This is a genomic window from [Actinomadura] parvosata subsp. kistnae (assembly GCF_900323885.1).
GTDB classification, from domain to species: Bacteria; Actinomycetota; Actinomycetes; order Streptosporangiales; family Streptosporangiaceae; genus Nonomuraea; species Nonomuraea composti.
Genome location: NZ_OOHJ01000018.1, coordinates 4,219,182 through 4,244,765, shown reverse-complemented (window position 1 = coordinate 4,244,765; position 25,584 = coordinate 4,219,182). Strand labels below are relative to the sequence as shown.

General features: G+C 71.8%; 26 protein-coding genes. 14 read left to right on the top strand and 12 right to left on the bottom strand.

Annotation, left to right across the window (positions count from 1 at the left end; all coding sequences use genetic code 11):
* The first annotated feature begins 28 nt into the window (after nucleotides 1–28).
* Together KIS93_RS40120 and KIS93_RS40115 are read left to right on the top strand one after the other, a co-directional pair.
* A complete protein-coding gene (locus KIS93_RS40120) occupies nucleotides 29–793 on the top strand; it encodes a class I SAM-dependent methyltransferase (RefSeq protein WP_080042757.1) in 765 nt (254 codons plus the stop codon).
* Entirely contained in the window at nucleotides 777–1,148 is a 372-nt protein-coding gene (locus KIS93_RS40115; RefSeq protein WP_080042758.1) for a VOC family protein, read from the top strand. The genes KIS93_RS40120 and KIS93_RS40115 overlap by 17 nt, the downstream gene beginning before the upstream one ends.
* A 36-nt stretch (nucleotides 1,149–1,184) precedes the next feature.
* Here the strand turns inward: KIS93_RS40115 and KIS93_RS40110 are convergent, their stop codons facing one another.
* Nucleotides 1,185–2,018: an SDR family oxidoreductase gene (locus KIS93_RS40110; RefSeq protein WP_080042759.1), complete on the bottom strand. Its 834-nt coding sequence runs from the start codon at nucleotides 2,016–2,018 to the stop codon at nucleotides 1,185–1,187.
* A gap of 86 nt (nucleotides 2,019–2,104) precedes the next feature.
* Here KIS93_RS40110 and KIS93_RS40105 point away from each other — a divergent pair, with 86 nt between their 5' ends.
* The 5 genes from KIS93_RS40105 to KIS93_RS40085 all read left to right on the top strand — a co-directional run bounded on the left by KIS93_RS40105 (nucleotide 2,105) and on the right by KIS93_RS40085 (nucleotide 6,079).
* On the top strand, nucleotides 2,105–3,070 hold the full coding sequence (locus KIS93_RS40105) for an Lrp/AsnC family transcriptional regulator (RefSeq protein ID WP_080042760.1): 966 nt from the start codon (nucleotides 2,105–2,107) through the stop codon (nucleotides 3,068–3,070).
* A 93-nt stretch (nucleotides 3,071–3,163) separates the two neighbouring features.
* Complete coding sequence (locus KIS93_RS40100) at nucleotides 3,164–3,439, top strand: SHOCT domain-containing protein (RefSeq protein ID WP_080042761.1); 276 nt, start codon at nucleotides 3,164–3,166, stop codon at nucleotides 3,437–3,439.
* Nucleotides 3,440–3,529: 90 nt separating this feature from the next.
* The gene (locus KIS93_RS40095; RefSeq protein WP_080042762.1) at nucleotides 3,530–3,733 is read left to right on the top strand and encodes a hypothetical protein; all 204 of its coding nucleotides are present in this window, start codon (nucleotides 3,530–3,532) and stop codon (nucleotides 3,731–3,733) included.
* Between the two features lie 2 nt (nucleotides 3,734–3,735).
* Nucleotides 3,736–4,617, top strand: coding sequence for an urease accessory protein UreH domain-containing protein (locus KIS93_RS40090; protein ID WP_222107728.1), 882 nt, complete (start codon nucleotides 3,736–3,738; stop codon nucleotides 4,615–4,617).
* A gap of 76 nt (nucleotides 4,618–4,693) precedes the next feature.
* Nucleotides 4,694–6,079 carry a tetratricopeptide repeat protein gene (locus KIS93_RS40085; protein WP_080042763.1) on the top strand — a complete coding sequence of 462 codons (1,386 nt, stop codon included), beginning with the start codon at nucleotides 4,694–4,696 and terminating at the stop codon, nucleotides 6,077–6,079.
* 85 nt (nucleotides 6,080–6,164) lie between these two features.
* On the opposite strand, the gene ald is transcribed toward KIS93_RS40085, so the two are convergent.
* Nucleotides 6,165–7,274: an alanine dehydrogenase gene (ald, locus tag KIS93_RS40080; protein WP_080042764.1), complete on the bottom strand. Its 1,110-nt coding sequence runs from the start codon at nucleotides 7,272–7,274 to the stop codon at nucleotides 6,165–6,167.
* 52 nt (nucleotides 7,275–7,326) lie between these two features.
* Nucleotides 7,327–8,709, bottom strand: a complete 1,383-nt coding sequence (locus tag KIS93_RS40075; protein ID WP_080042765.1) for an aspartate aminotransferase family protein — start codon at nucleotides 8,707–8,709, stop codon at nucleotides 7,327–7,329.
* Between the two features lie 249 nt (nucleotides 8,710–8,958).
* Here KIS93_RS40075 and KIS93_RS40070 point away from each other — a divergent pair, with 249 nt between their 5' ends.
* Nucleotides 8,959–10,314 (top strand): dipeptidase, encoded by a 1,356-nt coding sequence (locus tag KIS93_RS40070; RefSeq protein WP_080042766.1) that lies wholly within the window; start codon nucleotides 8,959–8,961, stop codon nucleotides 10,312–10,314.
* Nucleotides 10,315–10,709: 395 nt separating this feature from the next.
* Here KIS93_RS40070 and KIS93_RS40065 read toward each other — a convergent pair whose 3' ends face one another.
* The 3 genes from KIS93_RS40065 to KIS93_RS40055 all read right to left on the bottom strand — a co-directional run bounded on the left by KIS93_RS40065 (nucleotide 10,710) and on the right by KIS93_RS40055 (nucleotide 13,374).
* On the bottom strand, nucleotides 10,710–11,441 hold the full coding sequence (locus KIS93_RS40065) for an AAA family ATPase (protein WP_155128515.1): 732 nt from the start codon (nucleotides 11,439–11,441) through the stop codon (nucleotides 10,710–10,712).
* 30 nt (nucleotides 11,442–11,471) lie between these two features.
* The gene (locus KIS93_RS40060) at nucleotides 11,472–12,734 is read right to left on the bottom strand and encodes an AAA family ATPase (RefSeq protein WP_080042767.1); all 1,263 of its coding nucleotides are present in this window, start codon (nucleotides 12,732–12,734) and stop codon (nucleotides 11,472–11,474) included.
* A gap of 154 nt (nucleotides 12,735–12,888) precedes the next feature.
* On the bottom strand, nucleotides 12,889–13,374 hold the full coding sequence (locus KIS93_RS40055; RefSeq protein ID WP_080042768.1) for a carboxymuconolactone decarboxylase family protein: 486 nt from the start codon (nucleotides 13,372–13,374) through the stop codon (nucleotides 12,889–12,891).
* A 215-nt stretch (nucleotides 13,375–13,589) separates the two neighbouring features.
* Here KIS93_RS40055 and KIS93_RS40050 point away from each other — a divergent pair, with 215 nt between their 5' ends.
* Entirely contained in the window at nucleotides 13,590–14,693 is a 1,104-nt protein-coding gene (locus KIS93_RS40050) for a MerR family transcriptional regulator (protein WP_080042769.1), read from the top strand.
* A 550-nt stretch (nucleotides 14,694–15,243) separates the two neighbouring features.
* A complete protein-coding gene (locus KIS93_RS40045; protein ID WP_186404667.1) occupies nucleotides 15,244–16,272 on the top strand; it encodes an MFS transporter in 1,029 nt (342 codons plus the stop codon).
* A 231-nt stretch (nucleotides 16,273–16,503) separates the two neighbouring features.
* On the opposite strand, the gene KIS93_RS40040 is transcribed toward KIS93_RS40045, so the two are convergent.
* On the bottom strand, nucleotides 16,504–17,259 hold the full coding sequence (locus tag KIS93_RS40040; RefSeq protein ID WP_080042771.1) for a helix-turn-helix domain-containing protein: 756 nt from the start codon (nucleotides 17,257–17,259) through the stop codon (nucleotides 16,504–16,506).
* Nucleotides 17,260–17,328: 69 nt separating this feature from the next.
* On the opposite strand from KIS93_RS40040, the gene KIS93_RS40035 reads away from it, so the two are divergent.
* Nucleotides 17,329–18,171, top strand: coding sequence for an SDR family oxidoreductase (locus tag KIS93_RS40035; protein ID WP_080042772.1), 843 nt, complete (start codon nucleotides 17,329–17,331; stop codon nucleotides 18,169–18,171).
* Between the two features lie 957 nt (nucleotides 18,172–19,128).
* Here the strand turns inward: KIS93_RS40035 and KIS93_RS40030 are convergent.
* On the bottom strand, nucleotides 19,129–19,638 hold the full coding sequence (locus tag KIS93_RS40030; RefSeq protein ID WP_080042773.1) for a TetR/AcrR family transcriptional regulator: 510 nt from the start codon (nucleotides 19,636–19,638) through the stop codon (nucleotides 19,129–19,131).
* Between the two features lie 97 nt (nucleotides 19,639–19,735).
* Between KIS93_RS40030 and KIS93_RS40025 the strand changes: the two genes are divergently transcribed.
* Nucleotides 19,736–20,134, top strand: a complete 399-nt coding sequence (locus KIS93_RS40025) for an ester cyclase (RefSeq protein WP_080042774.1) — start codon at nucleotides 19,736–19,738, stop codon at nucleotides 20,132–20,134.
* A 673-nt stretch (nucleotides 20,135–20,807) separates the two neighbouring features.
* Here the strand turns inward: KIS93_RS40025 and KIS93_RS40020 are convergent.
* From KIS93_RS40020 to KIS93_RS40005, 4 genes are all read right to left on the bottom strand, one after another.
* Nucleotides 20,808–21,536: a dienelactone hydrolase family protein gene (locus KIS93_RS40020; protein WP_080042775.1), complete on the bottom strand. Its 729-nt coding sequence runs from the start codon at nucleotides 21,534–21,536 to the stop codon at nucleotides 20,808–20,810.
* A 565-nt stretch (nucleotides 21,537–22,101) separates the two neighbouring features.
* Nucleotides 22,102–22,689, bottom strand: a complete 588-nt coding sequence (locus tag KIS93_RS40015; RefSeq protein ID WP_080042776.1) for an ArsR/SmtB family transcription factor — start codon at nucleotides 22,687–22,689, stop codon at nucleotides 22,102–22,104.
* 70 nt (nucleotides 22,690–22,759) lie between these two features.
* The gene (locus KIS93_RS40010) at nucleotides 22,760–23,263 is read right to left on the bottom strand and encodes a pyridoxamine 5'-phosphate oxidase family protein (RefSeq protein ID WP_080042777.1); all 504 of its coding nucleotides are present in this window, start codon (nucleotides 23,261–23,263) and stop codon (nucleotides 22,760–22,762) included.
* A 54-nt stretch (nucleotides 23,264–23,317) separates the two neighbouring features.
* On the bottom strand, nucleotides 23,318–23,842 hold the full coding sequence (locus KIS93_RS40005; RefSeq protein ID WP_230465573.1) for a cysteine dioxygenase family protein: 525 nt from the start codon (nucleotides 23,840–23,842) through the stop codon (nucleotides 23,318–23,320).
* A 116-nt stretch (nucleotides 23,843–23,958) separates the two neighbouring features.
* On the opposite strand from KIS93_RS40005, the gene KIS93_RS40000 reads away from it, so the two are divergent.
* On the top strand, nucleotides 23,959–24,819 hold the full coding sequence (locus KIS93_RS40000) for a LysR family transcriptional regulator (RefSeq protein ID WP_080042779.1): 861 nt from the start codon (nucleotides 23,959–23,961) through the stop codon (nucleotides 24,817–24,819).
* Nucleotides 24,820–24,906: 87 nt separating this feature from the next.
* Nucleotides 24,907–25,533, top strand: coding sequence for a LysE family translocator (locus KIS93_RS39995; RefSeq protein ID WP_080042780.1), 627 nt, complete (start codon nucleotides 24,907–24,909; stop codon nucleotides 25,531–25,533).
* Nucleotides 25,534–25,584: the final 51 nt, after the last annotated feature.

Below are 25,584 nucleotides of genomic sequence, written 5' to 3'. Positions count from 1 at the left end.
CGGCCCCGGCCGCTGACATGGTCGGAGCATGGGGCGCACGTACGACGATCTGGTCCGCGAGGCCGCCACCGTGCCGGTCGACGGCTGGGACTTCTCCTGGCTCGACGGGCGGGCCACCGAGGAGCGGCCCTCCTGGGGATACGCCCGGCTCCTGGGCGAGCGCATGGCGCGGGCGTCGGCCGCCCTCGACATCCAGACCGGCGGCGGCGAGATCCTGGCCGGGCTGCCCGCGCTGCCGCCGGTGACCGTGGCCACCGAGTCCTGGCCGCCCAACCTGCGGCTGGCCGCCTCCCGGCTGCGCCCGCGCGGCGCGTGGGTGGTGGCCGACGACGAGGAGCCGCGCCTGCCGTTCGCCGACGCGGCCTTCGACCTGGTCACCAGCCGCCATCCGGTGGCCACGTGGTGGGCGGAGATCGCCCGCGTGCTGCGCCCCGGCGGCTCCTACTTCTCCCAGCAGGTCGGGCCCGGCAGCGTGTACGAGCTGTCGGAGCACTTCCTCGGCCCCCACGACGCCGGCCACCGCGACCCCGCCCGCGCCCGGGCCGCGGCGCAGGCCGCCGGGCTGGAGGTGGTGGACCTGCGCTCCGAGCGGCTGCGCATGGAGTTCGGCGACATCGGGGCCGTCATCTACTTCCTGCGGAAGGTGATCTGGATCGTGCCCGGGTTCTCGGTGGAGCGCTTCTCCGGGAAGCTGCGCGCACTGCACGAGCGGATCGAGGCGGAGGGGCCGTTCGTGGCCCACTCCGCCCGGTTCCTGATCGAGGCGAGGAAACCTGATGGTCGAGCTGCGTGACGTGGTGATCGACTGCCGGCATCCGGCGTCGCTGGCGCGGTTCTGGGCGGCGGCGCTCGACGCGTACGAGGTGGCGCCCTACGACGAGGCCGAGCTGGCCCGCCTGCGCTCCATCGGCGTCGACGACCCCGAGGACGACCCGACCGTGCTCGTCGAGGGCGGCCCGGTGCGGCTGTGGTTCCAGCGGGTGCCCGAACGCAAGATCGTCAAGAACCGGCTCCACCTCGACCTGCGGGCCGACGACCCCGACGCCGAGATGGAGCGGCTGCTCGGGCTCGGGGCCGAGCTGGTGCGCACCCACGACGACTGGACGGTGCTGGCCGACCCCGAAGGCAACGAGTTCTGCCTGCGCTGATCACCGGCCGGATCACCGGCCCGATCATAGGCCTAGTCACCGGAAGTCGGCCGCGTGGTCGGCCGCCCACTGCGCGAAGGTGCGCGGCGGGCGGCCCGTGACCTCCTCGACCGTGCTCGTCAGGGCCGGCGGCGGGCCGTCGAGCATGCGGGCGTAGCCGTCGAGCAGCTCGTCCACGAACGCGTCGGGGAAGCCGTCGTCGGCCAGCAGCCGCCGCCGCTCCTCCTCCCGGGTGAGCTCCTGCCAGCGCAGCGGGCGGCCGAGCGCCCGGCCGAGGATCCGTACCTGCTCGGCCTGGGTCAGCACCTCCGGGCCGGTCAGCTCGTAGCGGGCGCCCTCGTGCCCGCCGGAGGTGAGGGCCCGCACGGCGACGGCGGCGATGTCGCTCTCGTGCAGCATCGCCATCGGCAGCGCGCCGAACGCGCCGCGCACCACGTCGCCGGCGCGGACCTGGTCGGCCCACCACAGCGCGTTCGCGGCGAACGTGCTGGGCCACAGCGTGGTCCAGGCCAGGCCCGACTGCTCGACCCGCTGCTCCAGCTCGCGGTGCGAGCGGCCCACCAAGGAGTCGGGCTGGTCGCGTACCGCTCCCGAGGAGAGCAGGACGACGCGGCGGGCGTGCCGGGCGAGGGCGGAGACGACCGCGGGGGCGGCCTCCGCCGTGTGGAAGGGCCACATGAGGAAGACGGACTCCACGCCTTCGAGGCACTGGTCGATGGTCTCCAGGCCGCCCTTGACGACCTGCGCGGCCTGCGGGAGGCGGGCGGTGCCCGGGTTCCTGGTCAGGGCGCGTACGGGGTGGCCCGCGGCGACGAGCTGGCGGACGATCTGGCGTCCGACGTTGCCGGTGGCTCCAGTCACGAGGATCATGCCGTCCAGGCTGGCCCGCCCGGCCGCCCGCCTCCCACTTCTGGCGTCGGGATGGCGGTTTTCCTCCATCCGGATACGCTTTGACGATGGAATCCGCCACACTGGACGCCATCGACCGGGGCCTGATCCACGCGTTGCAGCTCGACGGCCGCGCGCCGTTCGCCAGGATCGCCGCCGTGCTCGGCGTCTCCGAGCAGACCGTGGCCCGCCGCTACCGCAGGCTGGTGGCGGGCGGGGTGATCAGGGTCGTGGGCGGGGTGGACGGGGCGCTGCTCGGGTACGAGCCGTGGACCGTCCGCGTCCGCTGCACCCCCGACGCCGGCCCCGCCATCGCCGAGGCCCTGGCCAGGCGGCCGGACGCGTACTGGGTGCACCTGCTGTCCGGCGGCACCGAGATCTCCTGCTTCACCCAGTCCCCCGACCCGGTCCTGCTGGAGCGGCTGCCGAGGACCGCCCGCGTGCTGGGCATGACCGCGCACCTGCTCCTGCGCGGCTTCGCGCTGCCCGACGGCTGGCCGGGCCTGGCGGCGCTGACGCCCGAGCAGGCCGACGCGCTGCGCCCACCGCCCGCCGAGCGCCGCGAGATCGTCCTGAAGGAGGAGGACCACCGGCTCGCCGCCGTGCTGGCCAGGGACGGGCGGGCCGGCCACGCCGAGCTGGCCGCGGCCACCGGCTGGTCGGAGGCCACCGTCAAGCGCCGCCTGGCCCTGCTCAGGGCGTCCGGCGCGGTCAACGTCCAGCTCGACTACTCCCCCAGGCTGCTCGGCTACCGCTCCGAGGCCCGGCTGTGGATGTCCGTACGCCCGTCCGCACTGCTGGACGTGGCCACGACGCTGGCCGGCCACCCCGAGATCGCCTTCGCCGCCGTCACCACCGGCCCCGCGAACCTGCTCGCCACCGCCCTGTGCCGCGACAGCGCCGCCCTGTACCGCTACCTCACCGAGCGGGTCAGCGCCCTCGACGCCGTCCAGACGCTGGAGACCGCCCCCGTCCTGAGGACGATGAAACGCACCGGCGCCCTACCCCCGCTGTCGTACGGCCGGCCCGCCTGAGCACTCCGGCGGGCGCAGCGCGAGCAGCGCCCGCCGTCCGATTCGCCGCGCGGCTCCTCCGGCGACCCTTGAGGTACACGTCAAGGAGGAGACATGGACACTCTGATCGTGGCGGGCCCGCACTGGGGCGCCGCCGGAGGCATAGCACCGATTTTCCCGATCATCTGGGGCCTGCTCTGGGTCGGCTTCATCGCGCTGGCCGTGCTGAGCTGGCGAAGGGGCTGGTGGGGGCCGCGCCGGGCGCCCGCCCAGGCCGCCTCGCCCACGGCGTCCGCCGAGCAGATCCTCGCCGAGCGGTACGCCCGCGGCGAGATGACCGACGACGAGTACTTCGAAAGGATGTCTGTTCTCAGGGGCGGATCATCCTAAACGTCACCATCAGTGCGACAACTGTCACTGGCCGCATCCGGGAGCCCGCGTTACCTTGCGAGTAACACGGCCCGAGAGAGAGTGAGGACGATGATGCGGTCCATCGCCAAGTTCTGCGGCCAGTGCGGTTGCGGCTGCCCCGAGCTGTTCGTCGACGAGGCCGCCCCCGCCGAGCGCCGGGTCGTCATCGTCGACGACTTCGGGCAGCGCGTGGAGATGAGCCTCGATCAGCTCGGCTCCATCGTCGAGGCCGCCAGGAGCGGCGCGCTCGACGACCTGGCGCCCGCCCGCTGACCGTGCAGACCCTCACCCTGCTGGCCGGCGGGGTGGCCGCCGGCCTCGTCGCCGGCACCGCCACGTGCACCGCGGCGCAGGGCGGGCTACTCATGGGGCTCGCCGACGGCCGCCAGGGGCGGGACCCCGCGCTCGTGGCCTGGTTCCTGGCCGGGCGGCTGGCCTCGTACACCACGACAGGGGCGCTGCTCGGGCTGCTCGGCTCGGCCGTCAGCCTGCCGCCGCAGGCCAGGGCGGTGCTGCTGGTCATCGCCGGCATCACCGTGATCGGCTTCGCGATCCGGCTCATGCGGCGCCGGTGCCGCACCGCGCCCGAGCCCGCGCCGCCGTCCCGCTACCGGGCGCCGCTGCTCGGCGCGGCCACCATCCTCGTGCCCTGCGGGGTGACGCTCGGCGTCGAGATGATCGCCGTCTCCAGCGGCTCGCCGCTGGCGGGCGCCGCGGCCATGGCGGGGTTCGTGGCCGGCACCGCACCCGCGTTCGCGCTGCTCGGGTACGTGCTGCGGCGCGTCTCCCGCACCCGGCTGGCCCGCTGGGCCGGAGTCGTCGCCGTGGGGGCCGGCCTGTGGACCGCGGCGGCCGGCGTCAACCTGGGCGGCTGGCTCGCCGTCCCCGCCGCACCCGCCACCACGGAGACCGGCGCGACGACGGTCACCGTGTGGGCCACCCGCGAGGGCTACCGGCCCGCCATCGTGACCGCGCGGGCCGGCGTGCCCGTCGAGGTGATCTTCAAGGTCGCTGGCCGGGGCTGCACCGACACCGTCTCGATCGGCGGGCGCGACCTCGCGCTCCCCGCCACCGTACGGCTGCCGCCGCAGCCCGCGGGCTCGCTGCGCTACGTCTGCGGGATGGGCATGTACACCGGCTTCATCCAGTTCTCTTAGAGACTTCCTCTCATTCGTCCCAGAGGCTTCGGCGATTACCGTTCGCGATCGGGCGATCACGTGCCACTCTGTCGCCATGTCCTGGCAAGGAGAGGTGGGGGTGCCGTCCGTACCGGCGCCGCGCGTGGGTGACGAGCCCGAGCTGATGGCCGCCGCGCAGGCGGGCGACGCCCAGGCCGCGCACCGGCTCGGCAAGCTCTTCGCCCAGCACGGCGACCGCGCGGCCGCCCGGCACTGGTGGGAGCGCGCCGCCGCGGGCGGCAACGTCGACAGCGCCTACAACCTGGGCATCTGGCACGAGAAACACGGCAGCCTGGAGGACGCCGTCACCTGGTACGAGGCCGCCGCCAGCACCGGCGACGCCGAAGCCGCCACGAACCTGGCGCTCCTGCTGCTGGAGCAGCGCGGCGACGTCGGCGCGGCCAGGGTCTGGTTCGAGAGCGCGGCCATGGCTGGGTCCAGGACGGCCGCCCGCAGGCTGGCGCTGATGTGCGAGGACGCCGGCGATCCCGGGCACGCCCGCGAATGGCACCGCAGGGCGGCCGAGGGCGGCGACGCGGCCTCGGCCCACGACCTGGGGTTCCTGGCGTACTGCGCGGGCGAGGACGCGGAGGCCGTCCACTGGTGGGAGTGCGCGGCCAGGGGCGGGCACGCCGACGCCGCCTACTGCCTGGGCCTGTACCTGCACGCCAGCCGCGACCCGGAGGGCGCCGAGGCATACTACCGGCTGGCCGCCAGGAGCGAGCACGCCGGCGCCGCCTCCCGGCTCGGCGGCGTGGCCCTGTCGCGGGGTGACCTGCGGGCCGCGCGCGCCTGGTTCGAGCAGGCCGCGAACGCCGGCCGCGCCTACGACCAGCGCATGTCCGGGTTCGTCTGTGTGGAACTGGACGACACCGCGGCCGCCAGCCACTGGTTCGGGCGGGCGGCCGCCGGCGGGGACGCCGAATCGGCGTTCAACTACGGGCTGCTGCTCATCGCCGAGTTCGGGGACCTGGCGGGCGGGCAGCACTGGTTCCGCCAGGCGGCCCGGGCCGGGCACCACAGGGCCGCCGTCGAGCTGGGCGGGCTGCTGTCGGTCGCCGGAGCGCACGGCGAGGCACAGAAGTGGCTGGCCGACCCGCCGCCGCCCTCCTGGGCCCGGCCCGCCGAGCCCGAGCTGACCGCCCGCGCCGAGCTGGCCGCGGCGGCCACCGCGCGCCGCGGCGAGGCCGAGCTGCGGGTCGCCGACCTCGCCGAGGTGCTCGCCACCTGGGACCTGGTGACCAGGCCGCTGCACGACCACTCCGACGTGCTGGCCTGGCTCGCGGAGCGCAGCGGCGCGCACGCCAGCGCCATCGAGCACCTCGCGTCGGTACGCGGGGCGCTCGTCCGGCCCGGCAGCGCGCCCTGGCCCAGCCCGGCGGAGCTCCAGCACGTCCTGGTGACCGCCCGCGACCTGCGCTGGCGACTCGGGATCCGCTAGGCCCGCACCCTGCGCCGGCGGCCCGGCACCCGCTGAGCCCGCACCCTCGTCACACCAGCTCGGACGCCAGCTCCGACACCGGCCGTCACACCAGCTCGGACACCGGCGTGTACGGCAGGCCGAGCGCCTGCGCGACCGGCTCGTTCGTCAGCCTGCCGCCGTGCGTGTTGAGCCCGCCCGCCAGGCCCGCGTCCGACCTGATCGCATCCCGCCAGCCCAGGTTGGCCAGCTTGACCGCGTACGGGAGGGTCGCGTTGGTCAGGGCGTAGGTGGAGGTGTTGGCCACGGAGCCCGGCATGTTCGCCACGCAGTAGAAGACCGACTCGTGCACCTTGTACGTCGGCTCGGCGTGCGTCGTCGGGCGCGAGTCCTCGAAGCAGCCGCCCTGGTCGATGGCGATGTCCACCAGCACGGAGCCCGGCTTCATGCGGCTGACCAGGTCGTTCGAGACCAGCGTGGGAGCCTTGGCGCCGGGGATCAGCACCGCGCCGATGACCAGGTCCGCCTGCAGCACCTCCTGCTCGATCGCGTACGCCGTCGACACGAGCGTCTTGAGCCGGCCCTGGTAGATGGCGTCGATGTGGCGCAGCCGGTCCACGTTCGTGTCGAGGACGGTGACGTCGGCGCCCATGCCGACCGCGATCTGCGCGGCGTTCAGCCCGGACACGCCGCCGCCGATCACGACCACCTTCGCCGGCGCCACGCCCGGCACGCCGCCCGGCAGGATGCCCCTGCCGCCGTTGAAGCGCATCAGGTTGTACGCGCCCACCTGCGGCGCCAGGCGACCGGCCACCTCCGACATGGGGGCGAGCAACGGCAGCGCGTTGCCGACCTGCACCGTCTCGTACGCGATGCCCGTGGTCCGCGCGCTCAGCAGCGCGTCGGTGCACGGCCGGGAGGCGGCCAGGTGCAGGTACGTGAACAGCACCAGCCCCTCGCGCAGCCGGTGGTACTCCTCGGCGATCGGCTCCTTCACCTTGAGCACCATGTCCGCCTCGGCCCAGACGGCGTCGGCGCTGTCCAGGATCTTGGCACCGGCCGAGAGATACTCCTCGTCCGTGATCTGCGAGCCCAGGCCGGCGCCCCGCTGTACGGTGACGTCGTGCCCGTTGCGCACCAGCTCGTGCACGCCGGCCGGGGTGACGGCGACGCGATACTCGTGGTTCTTGACCTCGGCTGGAACGCCGATCTTCATGGCGGTGGATCCTTTCGGGAACCGGCACTCCGTCGTACCGGATTGAGGGGTGTCAGAGCTGAGCCCAGGCTTCGGCGAGCACGCCACGGAGGATCGCTCCGATCTCGTCGAACTCCTTCTGCCCGGCGATCAGCGGGGGGGCGAGCTGGATGACGGGGTCGCCGCGGTCGTCGGCGCGGCAGTACAGGCCCGCGTCGAACAGCGCCTTCGACAGGAACCCGCGCAGCAGCCGCTCCGACTCGTCGGCCGTGAACGTCTCCTTGGTGGTCTTGTCCTTGACCAGCTCGATGCCCCAGAAATAGCCCGAGCCGCGCACGTCGCCGACGATCGGCAGGTCGCGCAGATCGTCGAGGGTCTGCTTGAAACGCGGCTCGTTCCTCGTGACGTGGCCGAGCAGGTCCTCGCGCTCGAAGATGTCGAGGTTGGCCAGCGCCACCGCGGCGGAGACGGGATGGCCGCCGAACGTGTACCCGTGAGCGAACATCGTGTCGCCGCTCTTGAACGGCTCGAACAGCCGCTCGTGCGCGATCATCGCCCCGATCGGGGAGTAACCGCTGGTCATGCCCTTCGCACAGGTGATGATGTCGGGCACGTAGTCGAACTTCTGGCCGCCGAACATGGTGCCGAGCCGGCCGAACGCGCAGATGACCTCGTCCGAGACGAGCAGGACGTCGTACTCGTCGCAGATCTCGCGCAGCCGCTGGAAGTAGCCGGGAGGCGGCGGGAAGCAGCCGCCCGCGTTCTGGACCGGCTCGGCGAAGACGGCGGCCACCGTGTCGGGGCCCTCCATCTCGATCGCGCGGGCCACCCGCTCGGCCGCCCAGATGCCGTACTCCTCGGGCGACATGCCCTTGACGCCGGTGATCTCGTCGGCGCGGTAGTGGTTGGTGTTCGGCACCCGGATCGAGCCCGGCACCAGCGGCTCGAACATCTGTTTGAACGCCGGGATGCCGGTGATCGACAACGCGCCCTGCGGGGTGCCGTGGTAGGCGATCTGGCGGCTGATGACCTTGTGCTTGAGCGGCTTGCCGATCAGCTTGTAGTACTGCTTGGCCAGCTTCCAGGCCGTCTCCACCGCCTCGCCGCCGCCCGTGGTGAAGAAGACGCGGTTCAGCTCGCCCGGGGTGTGCGCGGCCAGCCGCTGCGCCAGCTCCGCCGCCTTCGGGTGGGCGTAGGACCACAACGGGAAGAACGCCAGCTCCTGCGCCTGCTTGGCGGCGGCCTCGGCCAGCTCCTGCCGCCCGTGGCCCACCTGGACCACGAACAGACCGGCCAGACCGTCGAGGTAGCGCTTGCCGTGGATGTCGTAGACGTAGGACCCCTCACCGCGCACGATGGTCGGGATCTCGGACTGCTGGTACGCGCTGTGCCTGGTGAAGTGCAACCACAGGTTGTCCTGCGCGGCCTTGAGGACGTCGTGTTCCGGCTGCGTCATGGTTATCTTCCCTCGTGTCTGAACTAGCCACAGTGTGACGCTTCACCTGCATCTTTGCCAAGCGAATCGGTCGCAGCACTCTGCAAGAAAATCGGGATCCGCAGATCCGCTATGTAACAGCAACGAAATCCGCAGGTAGATTAGCGCGCGGGTCAAGACCGCCCCGCACCTCGTTCCCGCAGCACAGGGCCGGTGTGATCCAATGAGACGAATCGCAGTGAATAGGTGAAAACAACCGGGGGACCCTCCGTGACTCCAGACCAGATCGAGAGCGCAGTCGCTGCCGCGATGCCACAGGCCGTCGAGGAGCTGAAGCGGCTCGCCGCCATCCCCTCCGTGGCCTTCCCCGGGCACCCGGAAGAGCCCGTGTTCGCCGCCGCCGCCATGACCGAGGACCTGCTGCGCTCCACCGGCCTGCCCCGCGTCCAGCAGGTCGCCGTCGAAGGCAGCTTCCCCGCCGTCTACGGCGAGGCCCCCGCGCCGCCCGGCATGCCCACCGTGCTCCTGTACGCGCACTACGACGTGCAGCCGGCGGGGGACCCGGCCGCATGGCGTACGCCGCCCTTCGAGCCCACCCTCATCGACGGCCGCCTCTACGGGCGCGGCACCGCCGACGACAAGTCCGGCATCATCTCCCACATCACCGCCCTGCGCACCTTCCAGGGCCGGTTCCCCGTCGGCATCAAGGTCATCATCGAAGGCCAGGAAGAATACGCCGGCGACCGCCTCGAAGCGTTCGTCGAACGCAACCCCGACCTGCTGCGCGCCGACGCCATCGTCGTCGCCGACACCGGCAACCCCCGCGTCGGCGACCCCGCCGTCACCACCTCGCTGCGCGGCATGGCCGCCTTCACCATCGAGGTCCGCACCCTGCGCGAAGCCGTCCACAGCGGCTCCTTCGGCGGCGCCGCCCCCGACGCGCTCGCCGCCCTCATGCGCATGCTCACCTCCCTGCACGACGACAACGGCGACATCCGCGTCCCCGGCCTGCCCCGCGGCACCTTCCTCGGACAAGGACCGTCCGAGGAGGAATTCAGGCGCACCGCCGGCGTCCTCGACGGCGTCAACCTCGTCGGCTCCGGCACCCTCGCCGACCGGCTCTGGTCCTCCTACGCCATCACCGTCACCGGCCTCGACGTCCCCACCGTGTCCGGCGCCGTCAACGCCGTCCAACCGGCCGCCCGCGCCCGCGTCACCGTCCGCGTCCCACCCGCCGGCGACCCCAAGACCACCGTCAACGCCGTCGTCGAATTCCTCCGCCAAGTCGCCCCCTGGGGCGTCCAGGTCGCCTTCGGCGACTTCACCGTCGGCTCCGGCTACCAGGCCGACTCCGGCGGCAAGGCCCGCGCCGCCCTCAACCGCGCCATGGAACGCGCCTTCGGCCGCCCACCCCGCGACGTCGGCGCCGGCGGCTCCATCCCCCTCGTCAACACCCTCCTCCGCCAATTCCCCGCCGCCGAGATCCTGCTGTTCGGGGCGGAGGACGAGGAGGCGGCCATCCACGCGCCGAACGAGCGGGTGGACCTGGAGGAACTCCGGCGAGTCGCCACAACGGAGGCCCTGTTCCTCCAGGAACTCAGCCTTCCTTCAGCCCTCGGGGTATGAGGCCCTTCGGCATCAGCCGTCGGAACGTGTGAAGTAGGCCGGCCCCCACCCACCCACCCGTTACCCGTCACCGGGGCGGGCCGTCTCTGGCCCGCCCCGAACAACGGGCTTCGCCCCGTGAGCGCTCCGCGCACTTCAGCTCAGACGCCCCCAACCAGGCTCGCCCGCCCCAATCCCATTTACCGGGCTGGCCGTTGGGAGCCCACCCCGAACAACGGACTTCGCTCCGAGAGCGCTTCGCGCACTCAGCTCAGACGCCCCTAACGAAGCGCCTCCCGGCGCAAGCCCGGCGCCTTCGGCGCACTCGCCGCGCCTCCGGCGCTCTCACCCATCCCCTTGGATCACCGGTTACCGAGCCGACCGTCCGATCCCCCACCCCAGACGCCATGTCACGATCAGTCGCTCTCCAGCACATACCGCAGATAAGAACCCGGCTTGGCGAGAAAGCGCCGCCAATCATCCACCAGCTGAAGATCTTCCCAAGTGGCGTTCTGAATGCCGTTCTCACCCAGTTCGACGATCTGCGCTCCCGGCAGGCTGGCCAGGATCGGCGAGTGTGTCGCGCAGATGATCTGGCCGCCCTCACGCGCGACCCGATGCATGAGATAGAGCAGGCGAAGGCAGGAGCGAAACGACAGCGCCGCCTCCGGCTCGTCCATCAGGTAAAGCCCCGGCCCGGACACCATCCGGTCGAGAACGGTGAAGAACCCTTCGCCGTGAGACTGCGCCGTAAGGTCGTCGTCCCAGAACCCGGGCAGCCCGGACACGTTCCGGCCCAGATTGAAAAGTGTCTCGGCGCGGAAGAAGAACCCCCGTCGTCTGCGCCGGGGGCCGCGCAGAAGCTCGATCCCCAGCGCGGTGAGTTCGACCTCAGCCGCCTCCCCGAGTGGCAACGGCATCCCGGTCGACGCGTACTTGGTACCTGCCTTACCGCCCTCCGAGTTGATGCCGCACACGTCGGCGATCGCCTCTATCAAAGTGGACTTTCCTGATCCGTTCTCACCTACCAGAAAGGTCACCTGCTCGGTGAAGACCAGCCCATGCGTCTCAAGGTGACGGACCACGGGAAGAGCGGCTGACCAGTCGTCCGGAGGATGCGGAACATCAAGCCGCGTCAGCAGCACCACTACCGCCTCTCCACTGTTGCGCCACCTCGATCAACCGATCGGCCGGAGAGCTCGCAGAACCTCGGTGTGGTCGACAATGGGCAGTGCGCCGAAACGTCCGTGCAGGTAGGCCTTCTCCAGGTTCTGCGACCTGCGCACCCGCTCGCCGGCGAACTCCGCCAGGGCTCCGAGCTGCGTCACGCCGTCCTCGGCCTTCTCCGTCAGCCAGACCTCGTCCCTATTGAGGTTGTTGAGCAGGCTCGTGTCGTGCGAGGTGAAGACCAATTGTGCGCCCTTCGGGTTCATGGCGGGGTCCTGGAACAGGCGGAGCAGCTGCACACAGAGCGTGGGGTGCAGGCTCGCGTCCAGTTCGTCGAACAGCAGCAGTGAGCCGGCCTTGAGCGCCGCCAGCACCGGGCCGATGAGGTGGAACCAGGTACGCGTTCCCGCCGACTCCGCAGCGAAGTCGAGGGGCGCCTTCTCATGTGCCGTCTGGTGCACGAGCCGGATCCTGCGTTGCGTTCGCGGGCCGTCGGAGTGGGCTACCTCGCACTGGTCGATCAGCACGTCGTCGATGCCCAGATCTGCGAGCCTGAGCAGCGCCAGGGCTTGGGCGCGATCCGCCTCGAAGGAGCGGTCCTCCTCCAGGTCGGACAGGGACAACTGGTCACCGCCCGGTCCTCTTTCGAACCAGCGCATGGTCGAGCACGCCGTACGGTGGTGCGGGTGGGGCGTGGGCAGGCCCAGGGTCTGTGCGGCGAGGAGGTAGTCCACGAAGCCGGACACGACGGGCTCGTCGAATCGCCGGGCGATCGACAGGGCCAGCGTGCGAGGGGTCAGGAGTTTGCGGGTGCCGGACAGGTTGCCCAGGCCGCGCTGAAGCTTGAACTGGCTTCCTTCGCGTTCGAAGATCCGCCGCCGTTTCTTCTCCGGGTAGTGGAACAGCGCCTCGTAACGCACCGCCTGGCGATCGAGCTCGACCACGTATGCGTAGCGCACGCCGGAGATGACGGCATCGACGATGAACTCGGACGGGCGCCCCTGACCGGCGCTGAACGCGAACGGCTCGACCGGGATCTCGTCGTCCCACATGCGCAGGGACTCGCGAACAGCCATGCGGAGCCAGGTGACGGCGGCGATGAAGTTGGACTTGCCGGAGGCGTTCGGCCCGAAGACGGCCGCGACCGGCAGCAGGCTCTCGCCCAGGTTGGGCACCAGGCGCGCCTCGGGGCGGTCCCGGTCGATCGCCACCATCGACAGCTCGACGGGGTCGAGCATCGAGCGGTAGTTCGCCACCTCGAAGCGGATCAGCACAGCCCACCTTCCAGCATCCAGGCGGCAATCATAGGCGTCACTCCGTCGAGGATGAGCGGACAATCGCCTCTGCTCGCACCCTTTCCGCAGACACAGGCCGTCTCACGCCCGGCCTCGGATGCTCGCGCTCCCGCGCCGGGCGTGGCCTCTGCGCTCAGCTCGACATGCTGTTGAACATGCCGGGCTTGTACGAGCCGCCCCGGTTGCGGACGATCACGTTCATCCGGTTGGCCGCGTTGATCACAGCGACCAGCGACACCAGTGCGGCGATCTGGTCATCGTCGTAGTGCTTGCGGACCTGTGCCCACGTCTCGTCGGAGACGCCCTGGTGGGTGTCGGCGAGGCGGGTGCCCTCCTCCGTGAGGGCCAGCGCCGCCCGCTCCGCGTCCGTGAACACGGTGGTCTCGCGCCAGGCCGCCACCAGGTTCTGCCGGACGGCGCTCTCGCCGGCGGCCGTGGCCTCCTTGGTGTGGAAGTCGACGCAGAAACCGCAGCCGTTGATCTGGCTGGCGCGCAACATCACCAGGTTCTGGGTGGCCTTGGGCAGCGGTGACTGCTCGATGGCCAGGCTGACGTTGTAGAGCCGCTTGCTGATCTTGGCGCCGAGCGCGTTGGCGGACATGTCGAAACGGGGTTCCATGGCAGCGTCCTCACGGGTGGGCTCGAGGGCCGCGCCTTCGTGGGCGCGGCCTCTTGACGCACATGGAGATGCCGGCCGGCCGGATCCTGTGACAGTGACGTACGTCACTTGCCGGGTCGGATGTTGACCTTTCCCCTGGGTGAAGCCGCACCATCGTCCGTACTGGCCGTACGGGGTGGGGCGGCCGGGTGGGGCGGCCGGGGCGAGGAGGAGCGGTGGGGCTGCTGACGATCGGGGCGTTCGCGCGGGCGGCGCGGTTGTCGCCCAAGGCGTTGCGGCTCTACGACGAGCTCGGGCTGCTGCGGCCCGCCGTCGTGGACGGCGAGTCCGGGTACCGGCTCTACGACCCCGACCAGCTGGAACGGGCGCGGCTGATCGCCTGGCTGCGGCGGCTCGGCATGCCGCTGGCGCGGATCCGGCGGGTCTGCGACCTGCCGGCGGGCGCGGCGGCAGGCGAGATCGCCGCGTACTGGGAGCAGGTGCTGGCCGAGACCGCCGCGCGGGAGGAGCTGGCGACGTTCCTGGTCGACTACCTGTCGGGAAGGGGCAGCACGGTGGAGGAGACGGCGAGCCTGCTGGGGATCCGGTACGCCGCCCGGTCGGAATCGGGGCTCGGCCGCACGAGCAACGAGGACACCGCCTACGCCGGGCCGCGCCTGCTCGCCGTGGCCGACGGGGTACGCGGGTCGAGCGGCGACCTGGCCAGCGCGGCGGCCGTCGAGGCGCTCAAAGCGCTGGAGACCATGACCGTCCCCGCCGACGACCTGCTCGGCGCCCTCGCGGACGCGGTCGGTGACGCCGACCGGGCACTCAAGGAGATCGCCGCGTCGGCGCCGTCGGGCGAGGCGGTCACCACGTTGACGGCGCTGCTGTGGTCGGGGTCGCGGCTGGCGCTGGTGCACATCGGCGACACGCGGGCGTACCTCGTACGTGATGGGGAGCTGTTCCAGATCACCCACGACCACACGTACGTACAGGCGCTGGTGGACGAAGGGCGGCTGACGGCGGAGGAGGCGGCCTCGCACCCGCGGCGGGCGCTGCTCGCGCGGGCGCTGACCGGAACGGGCGGCGCCCGGCCGCAACTGGCGCTGCACGACGCGGCGGCCGGGGACCGGTACATGCTGTGCTCCGACGGGCTGTCGGCCGTCGTGCCGGCCGACGCGCTGCGTGAGGTGCTGGCCGGGCCCGGCGCTCCGCAGGAGGTGCTGGACGAGCTGGTCGCGCGGGCGTATGCGGCCGGGGCGCCGGACAACGTGGCGTGCGTGGTCGCCGATGTGGTGAGCCTGGAGACGACGCCGGGTGCGGGGGGCGGGTCGTGAGCATTTCGCCGCCGCACACGTGTCGGCGTGCGAACGTCTCACGGGACGGACGCCGAACCGCGTACCTCTCGTCGAGCGGACGCCGAAGCGCGAACCTCTCACCGGACCGACGCCGAAGTGCGGACGTCTCGCCAGGCGAACGCCGAAGTGCGAACGTCTCGCCGGACCGACGCCCAAACGCGAACCTCTCACCGGACCGACGCCGAAGTGCGGACGTCTCGCCAGGCGAACGCCGAAGCGCAAACCTCTCACCGGACGGACACCCAAGCGCGAACCTCTCACCGAACCGACGTCGTCGTGCGAGCGGCTCACGAGAGGGGAGCCGGCTGTGAGGGGGTCGCTCGGGGTCTACGTCGTCGATCGGCGTCCGCTCGCGATCCCCGCCTTCCGGCGGCTGTGGGTGGCCTCGGTGGTGGGGGCGGTGGGGGTTCGTTCGGCGGGGTGGCCGTGCCGGCGCAGTTGTTCACGGTGAGCGGGTCGTCGGTGGTGGTGGGCGTGGCGGGGCGGTGTCGTTCGTGGCGCTGGTCGTGGCGTCGCTGGGGCCGGCGCCGTGGCCGACGTGCGGGACCGGCGGGTGGTGTTGCTGGTGGCGCACTGCGGCCTCGCGGTGACGTACGTGGCGTTGTGGGCGCTGGCCGTCCTGGGCCCGGGCTCCGTGCCCCTGCTGCTGGTGCTGGTCGCCTGCCAGGGCCTGTCGCTCGGGGCGATCATGACGACGATGGGCGCCGCGGTGCCCCGGCTTGTCCCGGCCGAGCTGCTGCCCGCCGCGAACAGCCTCAGCTCCCTCACCCGGTACGCCGGCTCCATCGCCGGGCCGGTGCTGGCCGGGGTACTGATCCCGGTGACCGGGCTCGGCACGCTGTACCTGTGTGACGCCCTCGCGCTGCTGACCGTCGTGTGGGCGGTCGTCAAGCTGCCGCCGCTGCCGCCCGCGCCCGGCCCCGCGAGGCGGACCGCCGGTCTCCGGTACCTGGCGGGCAGCCGGCTGCTGGTGGCGGTGCTGCTGGTGGACCTGGCGGCGATGGTGTTCGGCATGCCGGCCGCCCTGTTCCCCGAGCTCGCCCAGCACACCTTCGGCGGAACGGCCGGCGGCGGCCCCGAGCTGGGCCTGCTCTACGCCGCCTATCCGGCCGGGGTGTTCGCGGCGGGGCTGCTGTCGGGGACGTTCACGCGTGCCCGCCGCCACGGCGTCCTCATGGCGGGAGCCGCCGCCGCGTGGGGGCTGACCGTCGTGCTCCTCGGGCTGGCCGGGCGGCTCTGGCTCGCCCTGGTGGCGCTGGTGCTCGGGGGTGCGCTCAACTTCGTCCTCAGCACGTTCCGGAACGCCATCACCCAGGCCCACACCCCTGACGCCCTGCGCGGCCGGGTCCAGGGATCGCTCACCGTGGTGCTGTTCGGCGGCCCGCACCTCGCGAACCTGCTGCACGGCGCCGCCACCGCCGTCCTCGACCACCGCGTGGTCATCTGCGCGGGCGGGCTGCTCACCACGGTCACCGTCGTCGCCGTCACCTGGGCGGCGCCGGAGCTGCGGCGGCTCGGCTCGGAACGGGCTCCTTCGGTCGCCGCAGATGCCGGATGATCAGGGCGGGGGTGTCCTCGTAGGCCGCGGCCGCCGCCTCCGGGCAGCGCTCCTGGGCGAGGGGGCCGCCGTGGCCGCCGGGCACCTTGCCGCAGCGGGGCTCGTGACAGCTCACGATCCGCAGGCCCGCCTCGTGGATCGCCGCGATGTAGTCGGAGGCCAGGAAGCGGGCGGCGGGCGTACACCATCCTGGCCGGTCACCGTGGGCACGCCGCCCAGGGCCCGGTCTGTTCAGCAGGCTTCGAGTGTGGGCAGGCGGCCGGCGAAGAAGGCGCCGGGAGTCACGCCCATCAGGTCGCGGAACTCGGCCGTCATGTGGGACTGGTCGTAGTAGCCGGCCGCCGCCGCGAGCTGACCCCACGGCGCCCGGCGTCCCTGGGCGAGCACCGACCGTACCCGCCCGATGCGCTCGAACCGTTTGGGCGGCAGCCCGACCCCGTCGGCGAACACGTCCCGCAGGTGACGCTCGCTCACCGCCAGCCGCCTGGCGAGGGCGGGCAGGGGCTCGCGCCGCCGTCCGGGGCGGCCCTCCAGGGCCTCGGCCGCCGCGCGTACCAGCTCGCCCCGCGCCACCTCCGACGAGGACCGGGCGGCGAGCCTGCGCAGCAGGGCGGTTTCGAGGTGTCGGAGGATGCGGGCGGGGCCGCCGGTGGGGGCGGGCGGGGCGTCGTCCCAAAGCTCCTCCAGGAGGACGACGCGGTCGACCAGTTCGCCGACCGCCACCCCGAACAGCGGCCGCGCCGCTCCGGGGCGCAGCCGGATCCTGATGCAGAGGGGGATGTCCTTGCCCACGTGGTACGTGGCGCGGGTGCGCGGGCCGGCCACAAGGAGGTCGGCGTGCCCGGCGGCGGTCCTGCGGTAGAGGAGCGAGGTGTCCGGGTCCGGGACGCGTACGAGGGGCCGCCGGTCGCCGCTCCTCAGCACGGTCACCTGGCTGACCAGCGCCCGCAGCCGCTCCGGTACGTCGATGGGGGCCTCGGTGCTCATGCCCCTACCGTACAAATGGTGCCGGAAGTTCCTATAGGCGCAGGTGGGCCCGCTGCCACGCTGAACCACATGATTCTGATCACGGGTGCCACGGGCACGATCGGCAGTGAGGTGGTCCGGTTGCTGGCCGCCGGGGGTGAGCGGGTGCGCGCGATGACGCGGAAGCCGCCGGAGGTGCCCGCGCGGGCCGGCGTCGAGTACGTACGAGGAGACTTCGACGACCCGGACTCCCTGGCGGAGGCGGCGCGCGGCGCCGAGACCCTTTTCCTGCTCAGCGCTCCGGGGCCGTGGATGCCCCGCCACGACGAGGCCATGCTGACCGCGGCCCGGGACGTGCGGCGGGTGGTGAAGGTGTCGGCCATCGGCACCGGCGAGCGGGCCGGCGCCGAGGTCGGCGACTGGCACCTGCCCGGGGAACGCGCCCTGCGGGACAGCGACCTGGAGTGGACGATACTGCGCCCCTCCAGCTTCGCCTCCAACGCCCTGCGCTGGCCCTTCCTCGGCAACGGACCCATCCCGAACATGACCGGCGACGGCAAGCAGGGCGTCATCGACCCCCGGGACGTGGCGGAGGTCGCGGTGCGCGCACTGACGTCCGGCGAGCACGCGGGAGAGATCCTGACGCTCACCGGGCCGGAACTGCTCAGCCTGCCCGACATGGTGCGGACAGTGGGCCAGGTGCTCGGACGTCCCCTGGAAACGGTGGACGTCCCCCTCGACGCCTACCGCGAACGCCTGCTCGCCGCCGGCGTCGACCCGGCCTTCGCCGACGTCGCCGTCAGCGGCGCCAGAACGGTGGCGGAAGGCGGCAACGCCCGGCTCACCGACGATGTGGAACGGGCGCTGGGACGGGCACCACGCACGTTCGCCACCTGGGTCCGCGACCACCGCGCCGCCTTCGAGACCGCCTGATCGCCGCACCATCACCGAACCGCCGCTCTCGTCCGTGGCGCTTACTCGAGTCGTGACGGCAAGCATTCGAGAGGCAGGACCTGCGACACGACAGCCGGGCGAACGTCTCGCCCCGGCCCGGCACGGGGATGGCCGAAAACGCCACGAACAGCGGCGCCACCAGCCTCGATCCCGCCGATTGCCACTCCATGGAGGTGAAGGTGGTGGACGGTGACGGCGCGACGGTGGGCTTGCCGGTGCCCGGGTCCAGGAACGTGCACCGGACGTCCGGAACGCGGATCAGGCACCCGGGGTGCGTCCGTGAAGGTGGATCGGGGGACCGGAACGCGGGCGGAGCGACCCGTAACCTGAATCGGGCACCTGGAGCGCGGGTCGGGCGACCGGAACGCGGGCCGAGCAACCGGAACCTGGATCGGGCGTGCGGAACGTGGCTCGGGCACCGGAACGCGGGCCGAGCGACCGAAGCGCGGACCAAGCGACGGAGGACCTGGATCGGGCACCCCGAACGTGGATCGGGCACCGGAGCGCGGGCCGGGCCGCCGGAACGCGGGCCCAAGCGACGGGGACCTCGATCGGACGCCCGGAACGCGGGCCGGGCACCAGGAACGTGGATCGGCGGCCGGAGCGCGGGCCAAGCGACCCGAACGCGGGCCAAGCGGGGGGAACCTGGATCGGGCACCCGGAACGTGGGCCGGACCGCCGGAGCGTGGGCCCAGCGACCCGAGCAGGGGCCGGGCACCCGGAACGTGGATCGGCGACCGGAACGCGGACCGGGTACCCGGAACACGGGCCCGAGCGACCCGAGCGCGGGCCGAGCGACCGGGAACCTGGATCAGGCGTCCGGAACGTGGATCGGCGCCCGGAAAGGGGGGTGAAGCGGCCTGGAAGGCAGGTCGGGCGGGCCGGAAGGCGGATCGGACGTCGGGAACGTGGATTCGGGCGGGTGGCGTGCCCTGGTCACGGTTCCCAGTTCACCAGTGACAGTAGGCGTTCGGCCTGGTCCCGGTTCTCCGCGGCCAGGGTGATGCCCTTGACCAGGGTGAGCAGGTCCCGTACGTCCAGGTCGGCCCGTACGGCTTCGGCGCGGACGGCGTCCGCCAGGAGGGATGAGGCGGCGGTCAGCATGGCGCGATGCCAGTCGGCGACCTGGGCCGGGTCGGCCAGGGCGAGGTCCCGTTTGGTGGCGACGTGGTCCATGAACAGCCGCAGCCACTGGTGCAGCGCCTCCCGCGGCGAGGCCGACTCCTCGCGCAACGTCTCGGCGCTCGTGCAGAGCTGGCTCACCTCGTCGGCGTAGACGGCGAGCAGGAGGTCGGAGCGGGTGGGAAAGTGCCGGTACATGGTGGCGTTCCCCACCCCGGCCCGCCGGGCCACGTCGTCGAGCGGGGCGTCGGTGCCGCGCTCCGCGAACACCTGCACCGCCGCCGCCACGAGCAGATCACGGTTGCGCTGAGCGTCCGCTCGCATCTCTCTCCTTGCTAAGTGGGGTACTCCCCACTTAGAGTAGCCCAACCATGTAAGTGGGGAGCTCCCCACTTAGTCGTACGGAGATGGAGGCGCGGCCATGACCGCTGGAGAGCTGCATCGCCGGATCGTCGAGCTCTACCCCCAGATGCTCGCGACCGGACGCATGGACGAGGCGCTGGCCCTGATCGACCCCGACGTGATCGACCACCGGGGCGGCACGGAGGGCGACCACCACGGCCTGGAGGCGTGGCGGCAGAAGTGGGAGCGGGCGATGTCCGGCGAAACGGGCTTCCACGACGTGTCGGTAGAGGTCGAACGGAACGTGACGGACGGCGAGCTGTCGTCCAACATCTACATCAGCCGCGGCACGCACACGGCCACGGGACGCAGCTACGAGGTGCGAGGCATCGACATGATCCGCGTGAGGGACGGCAGGATCGTCGAGCACTGGGCCATCAGAGACGCGGTCGCCATGCACCACCAACTCGGCCGATGACGCCCCGCATGCGCGATCTTCGCCCCCGCCATGCCCTGCGGGCCGACGGCAGCACCATCTGCGCCCGCCGCCCAGTCGCCACCGGCCCGCCGCCGCGCCGGGTGATGCGCGACAGCGCCTTCCCTCATCGTCACCAAGCTCTCGCGCCCCGTCCCCCGCTCGGCCAGGCCGAACAGTGCGGACCGAGCACTGGGCCAGAAACGGCTTCCGGCCCAGCGGGCCGACGGCCGCACCATCTGCGCCCGCCGCCCAGTCGCCACCGGCCCGCCGCCGCGCCGGGTGATGCGCGACAGCGCCTTCCCTCATCGTCACCAAGCTCTCGCGCCCCGTCCCCCGCTCGGCCAGGCCGAACAGTGCGGACCGAGCACTGGGCCAGAAACGGCTTCCGGCCCAGCGGGCCGACGGCCGCACCATCTGCGCCCGCCGCCCAGTCGCCACCGGCCCGCCGCCGCGCCGGGTGATGCGCGGCAGCGCCTTCCCTCGTCGTCACCAAGCTCTCGCGCCCCGGCCCCCGCTCGGCCAGGCCGAACAGTGCGGACCGAGCGCTGGGCCGGAAACGGCTTCCGGCCCAGCGCCCCGGGCACTGCTTCCGGCTCAGCGCCCCGGCATCTCTTCCGGACCAGCGACCCGGGCACCTCTTCCGGACCAGCGCGCCGGGCACTGCGATCTCGTGTCAGCTCAGATGCCGGGTGAAGAACCTCAGTGAGTTGTCCTCTTCGAACGACGGCACATCCCCGTGCCTGCCGGGGTTGGCGTGCAGCGTCTTCTGAGCCGAGGCCAGGGTGTCGAACAAGGCGAGGCCCTGGTCCCGCCGCACCATCTGGTCGTCCCACTGCAGCAGGAACTGCACCGGGACGGTGATGCGCGCGGCGACTTCGGCCAGCCCCTGGACGCCGAGCAGGCCGAGCACCGCGGCGCGGATCCGGGGCTCCGCGGCGATGAGCGGTATGCCGAGCCCGCAGCCCATCGACATGCCGCAGTAGCCCACCGGGCCAGCGCCGACCTGGTCGAGACGCTGGACCGCGGTCAGGACCGCCTGCCAGTCGGCGACGGCCTGACCGGCCAGATAGCTGTGCATGCCGGCGACCAGCGCGCCCGGATTCTCACCGGCCGCCATGCCCGCCCGCAGGTCGGCCACGATCCGGTCGAACCCCTCGTCCTTGGGGCGGTCGCCATGAGCGGGCGCGTCGATCGCGACGACCGCGAAACCAGCGGCGACGTAGCGACGGGCGCGGGACACGTTGCCAGGGGCCGTCTTGTGCTGCCCGCCGCCATGGCCCAGCAGGATCAGGGGACGAGCCCCGCGAGCGTCTTCCGGCGTCCACAACACGCCGGGAATCTCGCCGAGGGTGAAGAACTGCTCGGTGACGCCGTCCGACGACGTCTGGGAGGTGAAGCGCATCAGCGTTTCAAGCCTTTCGGGAATGCCTTCGCGGGCGCTCCCTAGGCCATGCGAAGGAGGGAGCCCCGACCTGTCACAGCGTTGATCGGACTCACCTCCTCGACTGCGCGGTACTGCACGGCGACGCCGAACGTACCATAAAGATCATCACTCGCGCCTCGTCGGGGCGAACGTTCTTTGATGCGGCCCCAGTCACGTCCGATGCACTCAGCCAGAGACGTGCGATCGGCAGGGTCCGTGACGTGCGACCAGACGTAGGCCCACCTCCACCAGCATCCAGCCGACGCGCCGCCCCCACGCCCGAGCCCCGGAACGCAACCGGCGCATCATGGGCGAACCCAAGCGGTAGCCGACAGGCCGGTCGCGGGTAGGCCGGTCGCGGGTAGGCCAGTCACAAGCCATGTCGCCGGGTGCCTTCCGGGCGCGCGCCATCCGGTCGCGGGCCATCCAGTTGCGGGCCTGGCGGTCGCGGGTGGCCTTGGCCTGCAGTTCATCAGCTCTTACGTGCTCGACGAACAGATATAAGTCGGGATGCAGCATCGAGGAGCCCTCGCTTCCTGCCGGGTCAGGTACGGAACGGGAAACCGTAGGTCTGCACTGCCACGTTCTCGCGCCCCTCCGTGTCGCCCGCGGCCCGCGCCGCCTCGGCGCGCAGCCGGTAGCCGCGCACCACCTCGGCGAGCTCTTCGCGCAGGGAACGCAGCTCTTCGGGCTTGAGCGGCATCAGGGATTCGCTGGAGAAGGCGGAGTCGCGCCAGTCGTCGCTCCAGGTGGCCTTCGTGTCGAGGTAGCTCTCGTACAGCTCGCCGCGTTGCCGGGCGTACAGCCGTGAGACGGCGGTGTGGACGGCGTTGCGCTCGGGGGCGTCGCGGAAGTCTTCGTCGGTGGTGGAGATGCTGGTCATGACCGGACGCCACCACCGCTCCCTGGCGTCACCGCCTCCTTCGACCTCCTCGATGATGCCGTGCTTGGCCAGCTTGCGCAGGTGGTAGCTGACCAGGGACACGGCCTCGCCGACCTTCTCCGCCAGCTGTGAGGCGGTCGCCGTGCCCGCGAAGTAGAGCGCGCGGTAGAGCTTGATGCGCAGCGGGTGGCCCAGGGCTTTGAGCGTGTCGAGGTCCTTGACGCGGTGGGTCTGCTCGGCGGAGGACATGTCTCCACCCTAAATGCGAAAGAAAAGTTGCGCAACTTTTCTTTCGCATCTGGTCCGGTGGTGGAAGCGTCTAACGGAAGCGCCAGCGTGTCTGGGCGTAGTCGCCCTTGCGGAAGCCCAGCACCTTGGCCGGGGCCACGGCGAACACCAGGGCCTCTCCCCCGAAGCCGTTCACGAACACCCCGTCGCCCACGTCGAAGTGCCATTCGGCGGTGTACTTGGCCTCCCAGGCATCGGCCAGCCGCTTGAGCCTCCCAGGGTCCGTGACGCGCTCGGCCACGCCCTCCACAACCAGGTCCAGGCCATGGTGCAGGGAACTGGAGCCTGTGGTGAGGACGCAGTTGCGGTTGGCCTCCAGGTTTCTGGCCTTCTGTTCCTCCGCTCCCGTGCAGAAGTGCAGCGCGTCGTCCTGCCACACGGCCATCAGCGGGGTGACGTGCGGGCGGCCGTCGGTGCGTACGGTGCTCAGCCAGTACGTCTCGGCGCCCTCAAGCTGCTCGCGCGCCTCGCCCCAGGGGGTGGCGGTGGCGTTCTCGGCGCTGAAGCGGGCGTCCAGCTCCGTGGTGGGTTCCATGGTCGCTCCCTCGGATCGGCTGTCGTACGGACAGACCGGGGAGGCGTTCGGAACTCATCGGACCGGCAGGTCGTAGACGCGGCGCACGCTGCTGCCGAGCCTGCTCACGTCGGCCCCGTAGATGTGCAGGGACACGCCCGTCTCCGAGCTGGTGTTGCGGACCTTGTGGATGTCCCCGGGCGGCGCGAAGCCGCTGACCTCGCCCGGACGGTTCTCGGCCCGCCCGATCTCCACCAGGTGGTCGCCCATGTCGCGGTAGAGCGTCTCGTACTCGATGCCGCTGAGGATCCCGAACGTGCACCACGACACGTGGTCGTGGATCACCGTGTCCTGGCCGGGACGCCAGACGACGCCGACGACCGAGAAGTCCTCCTCCGCGTGGAGGAGGTGGGAGACGTACCGGTCGGGGGAGCCGGCGCGCTCCTGCGGCGTGAGGATGTCGAGGCCGGGGAGGCGTTCCCTGAGCAGGGCGGCGACGGCGAGCGCGGTCTCGTGAGCGTCGAGGCGGCGGGCGACGACCTCGGAGACGCCCGAGACGATCGGCTCCAGCCCTGGCCTGGCGATGGTGGTGGTGGCCATATCCATGGTATCCCCCCAGGGAAAATCAGTAATCTGCCTTCCCCTCTTACGGTCCTGCATTTCGAACGATAGGTCCAACAGAAGTTCTCTGGCCCACCCATAGATACGATTGATGGATGCTGGATGTCGTACGTCTGCGCGTGCTCGTCGCCGTGGCCCGCAAGGGCTCGCTGACCGCGGCGGCCAAGGAGCTGCACTACTCCCAGCCCTCGGTCAGCCACCACCTGGCCCGGCTGGAAGCCGAGACCGGGGCCAAGCTCATCCAGCGCGCCGGGCGCGGCATCCGGCTCACCGAGGCGGGCCGGCTGCTCGCCGAGCGGGCCTCCGACATCATCGGCCGGCTCGACGCCACCGCCGAAGAGCTGGCCGCGCACGTGGGGCTGCGCTCCGGGCGGGTGCGGCTGGCGGCGTTCCCGTCCGCGCTGGGCACGTTCATCCCGAAGGCGGTCGGGCTGCTGGCCCGCGCGCACCCCGGCCTGCACCTGCAGCTCATGGAGACCGAGCCGCCCGAGGCGCTGCGGCTGCTGCGGGCCGGGCGGGTCGACGTGGCGGTCATCTTCCGGTACGACGACACCGCCCCCGAGGACACCGGCATCCACATGGTCCACCTCCTCGACGACCCCAGCTACCTCGTGTCCAGCACCACGCCGGGCGCGCTGACCGACCACGCCGACTCCTCATGGATCGCCGGCTGCGACCGGTGCCGCAGCCACCTGCTGGACATCTGCGACAAGGCCGGGTTCGAGCCGCGCATCGCGTTCACCAGCGACGACATCGTGGCCGTCCAGGCGCTGGTGGCGGCCGGGCTGGGGCTGACCATGCTGCCGGGGCTGGCGCTGGCGGCGCACCGGCATCCGGACGTCGAGGTGGCGGAGGTGCCGGGGTCCACGCGGCACGTGTACGCGGCGGTCTACGGCGAGCAGCCCCACCCGCCGGCCACCGCGGCCCTGCTCTCGGCCCTACGCGAAAGCCTCTGACAGCTCACTTGAAGCGCCGGACGACCTTCCGCCCGCGCCCGCCGGAAGCGCCCGGAAAGCCTTTGACGGCGGTCCTACGATTGCCACATGCCGGATATTTCGACACTCGCCGTCTTCTGTGCGGCCACGCTCGGGCTGCTGGTGGTGCCCGGTCCAGCCGTGCTCTACATCGTCACCAGGAGCGTCTCCCAAGGTCGCACGGCCGGCCTGATCTCCGTGCTCGGCATCCACACCGGCTCCATCGTCCACATCGCCGCCGCCGCGCTCGGCATCAGCGCGCTGCTGGCGGCCTCCGCCACCGCGTTCACGATCGTCAAGTACGTGGGCGTCGCGTACCTGCTCTGGCTCGGCCTGCGCAAGCTGCTCAACAAGGGCCGCGGCGAGGAGATCGTCGAGCTGAAGGTGCAGTCGAAGCGGCGGCTGTTCTGGGAGGGCTTCGTGGTGAACGTCCTCAACCCCAAGACCGCGATCTTCTTCCTGGCGTTCCTGCCCCAGTTCACCAACCCCGCCGCCGGGCCCATCGGGTTCCAGATCCTCGTGTTCGGTCTCGTGTGGCTGCTGCTCGGCATGGCGTCGGACGGCACGTACGCGATGCTCGCCTCCGCCCTGGCCGGACGCGTCCGCAGCTCGGCCCGCGCGCGGCGGCGGCTGGATGTCGGGAGCGGGGTCGTGTACCTGGGGCTGGCCGCCTGGCTCACGACCGAGAAGGCCTGACAAGCCGCGAAATTTCCCGTCCCGGGTGCGATAGTGAAGAGGAGATCAGGC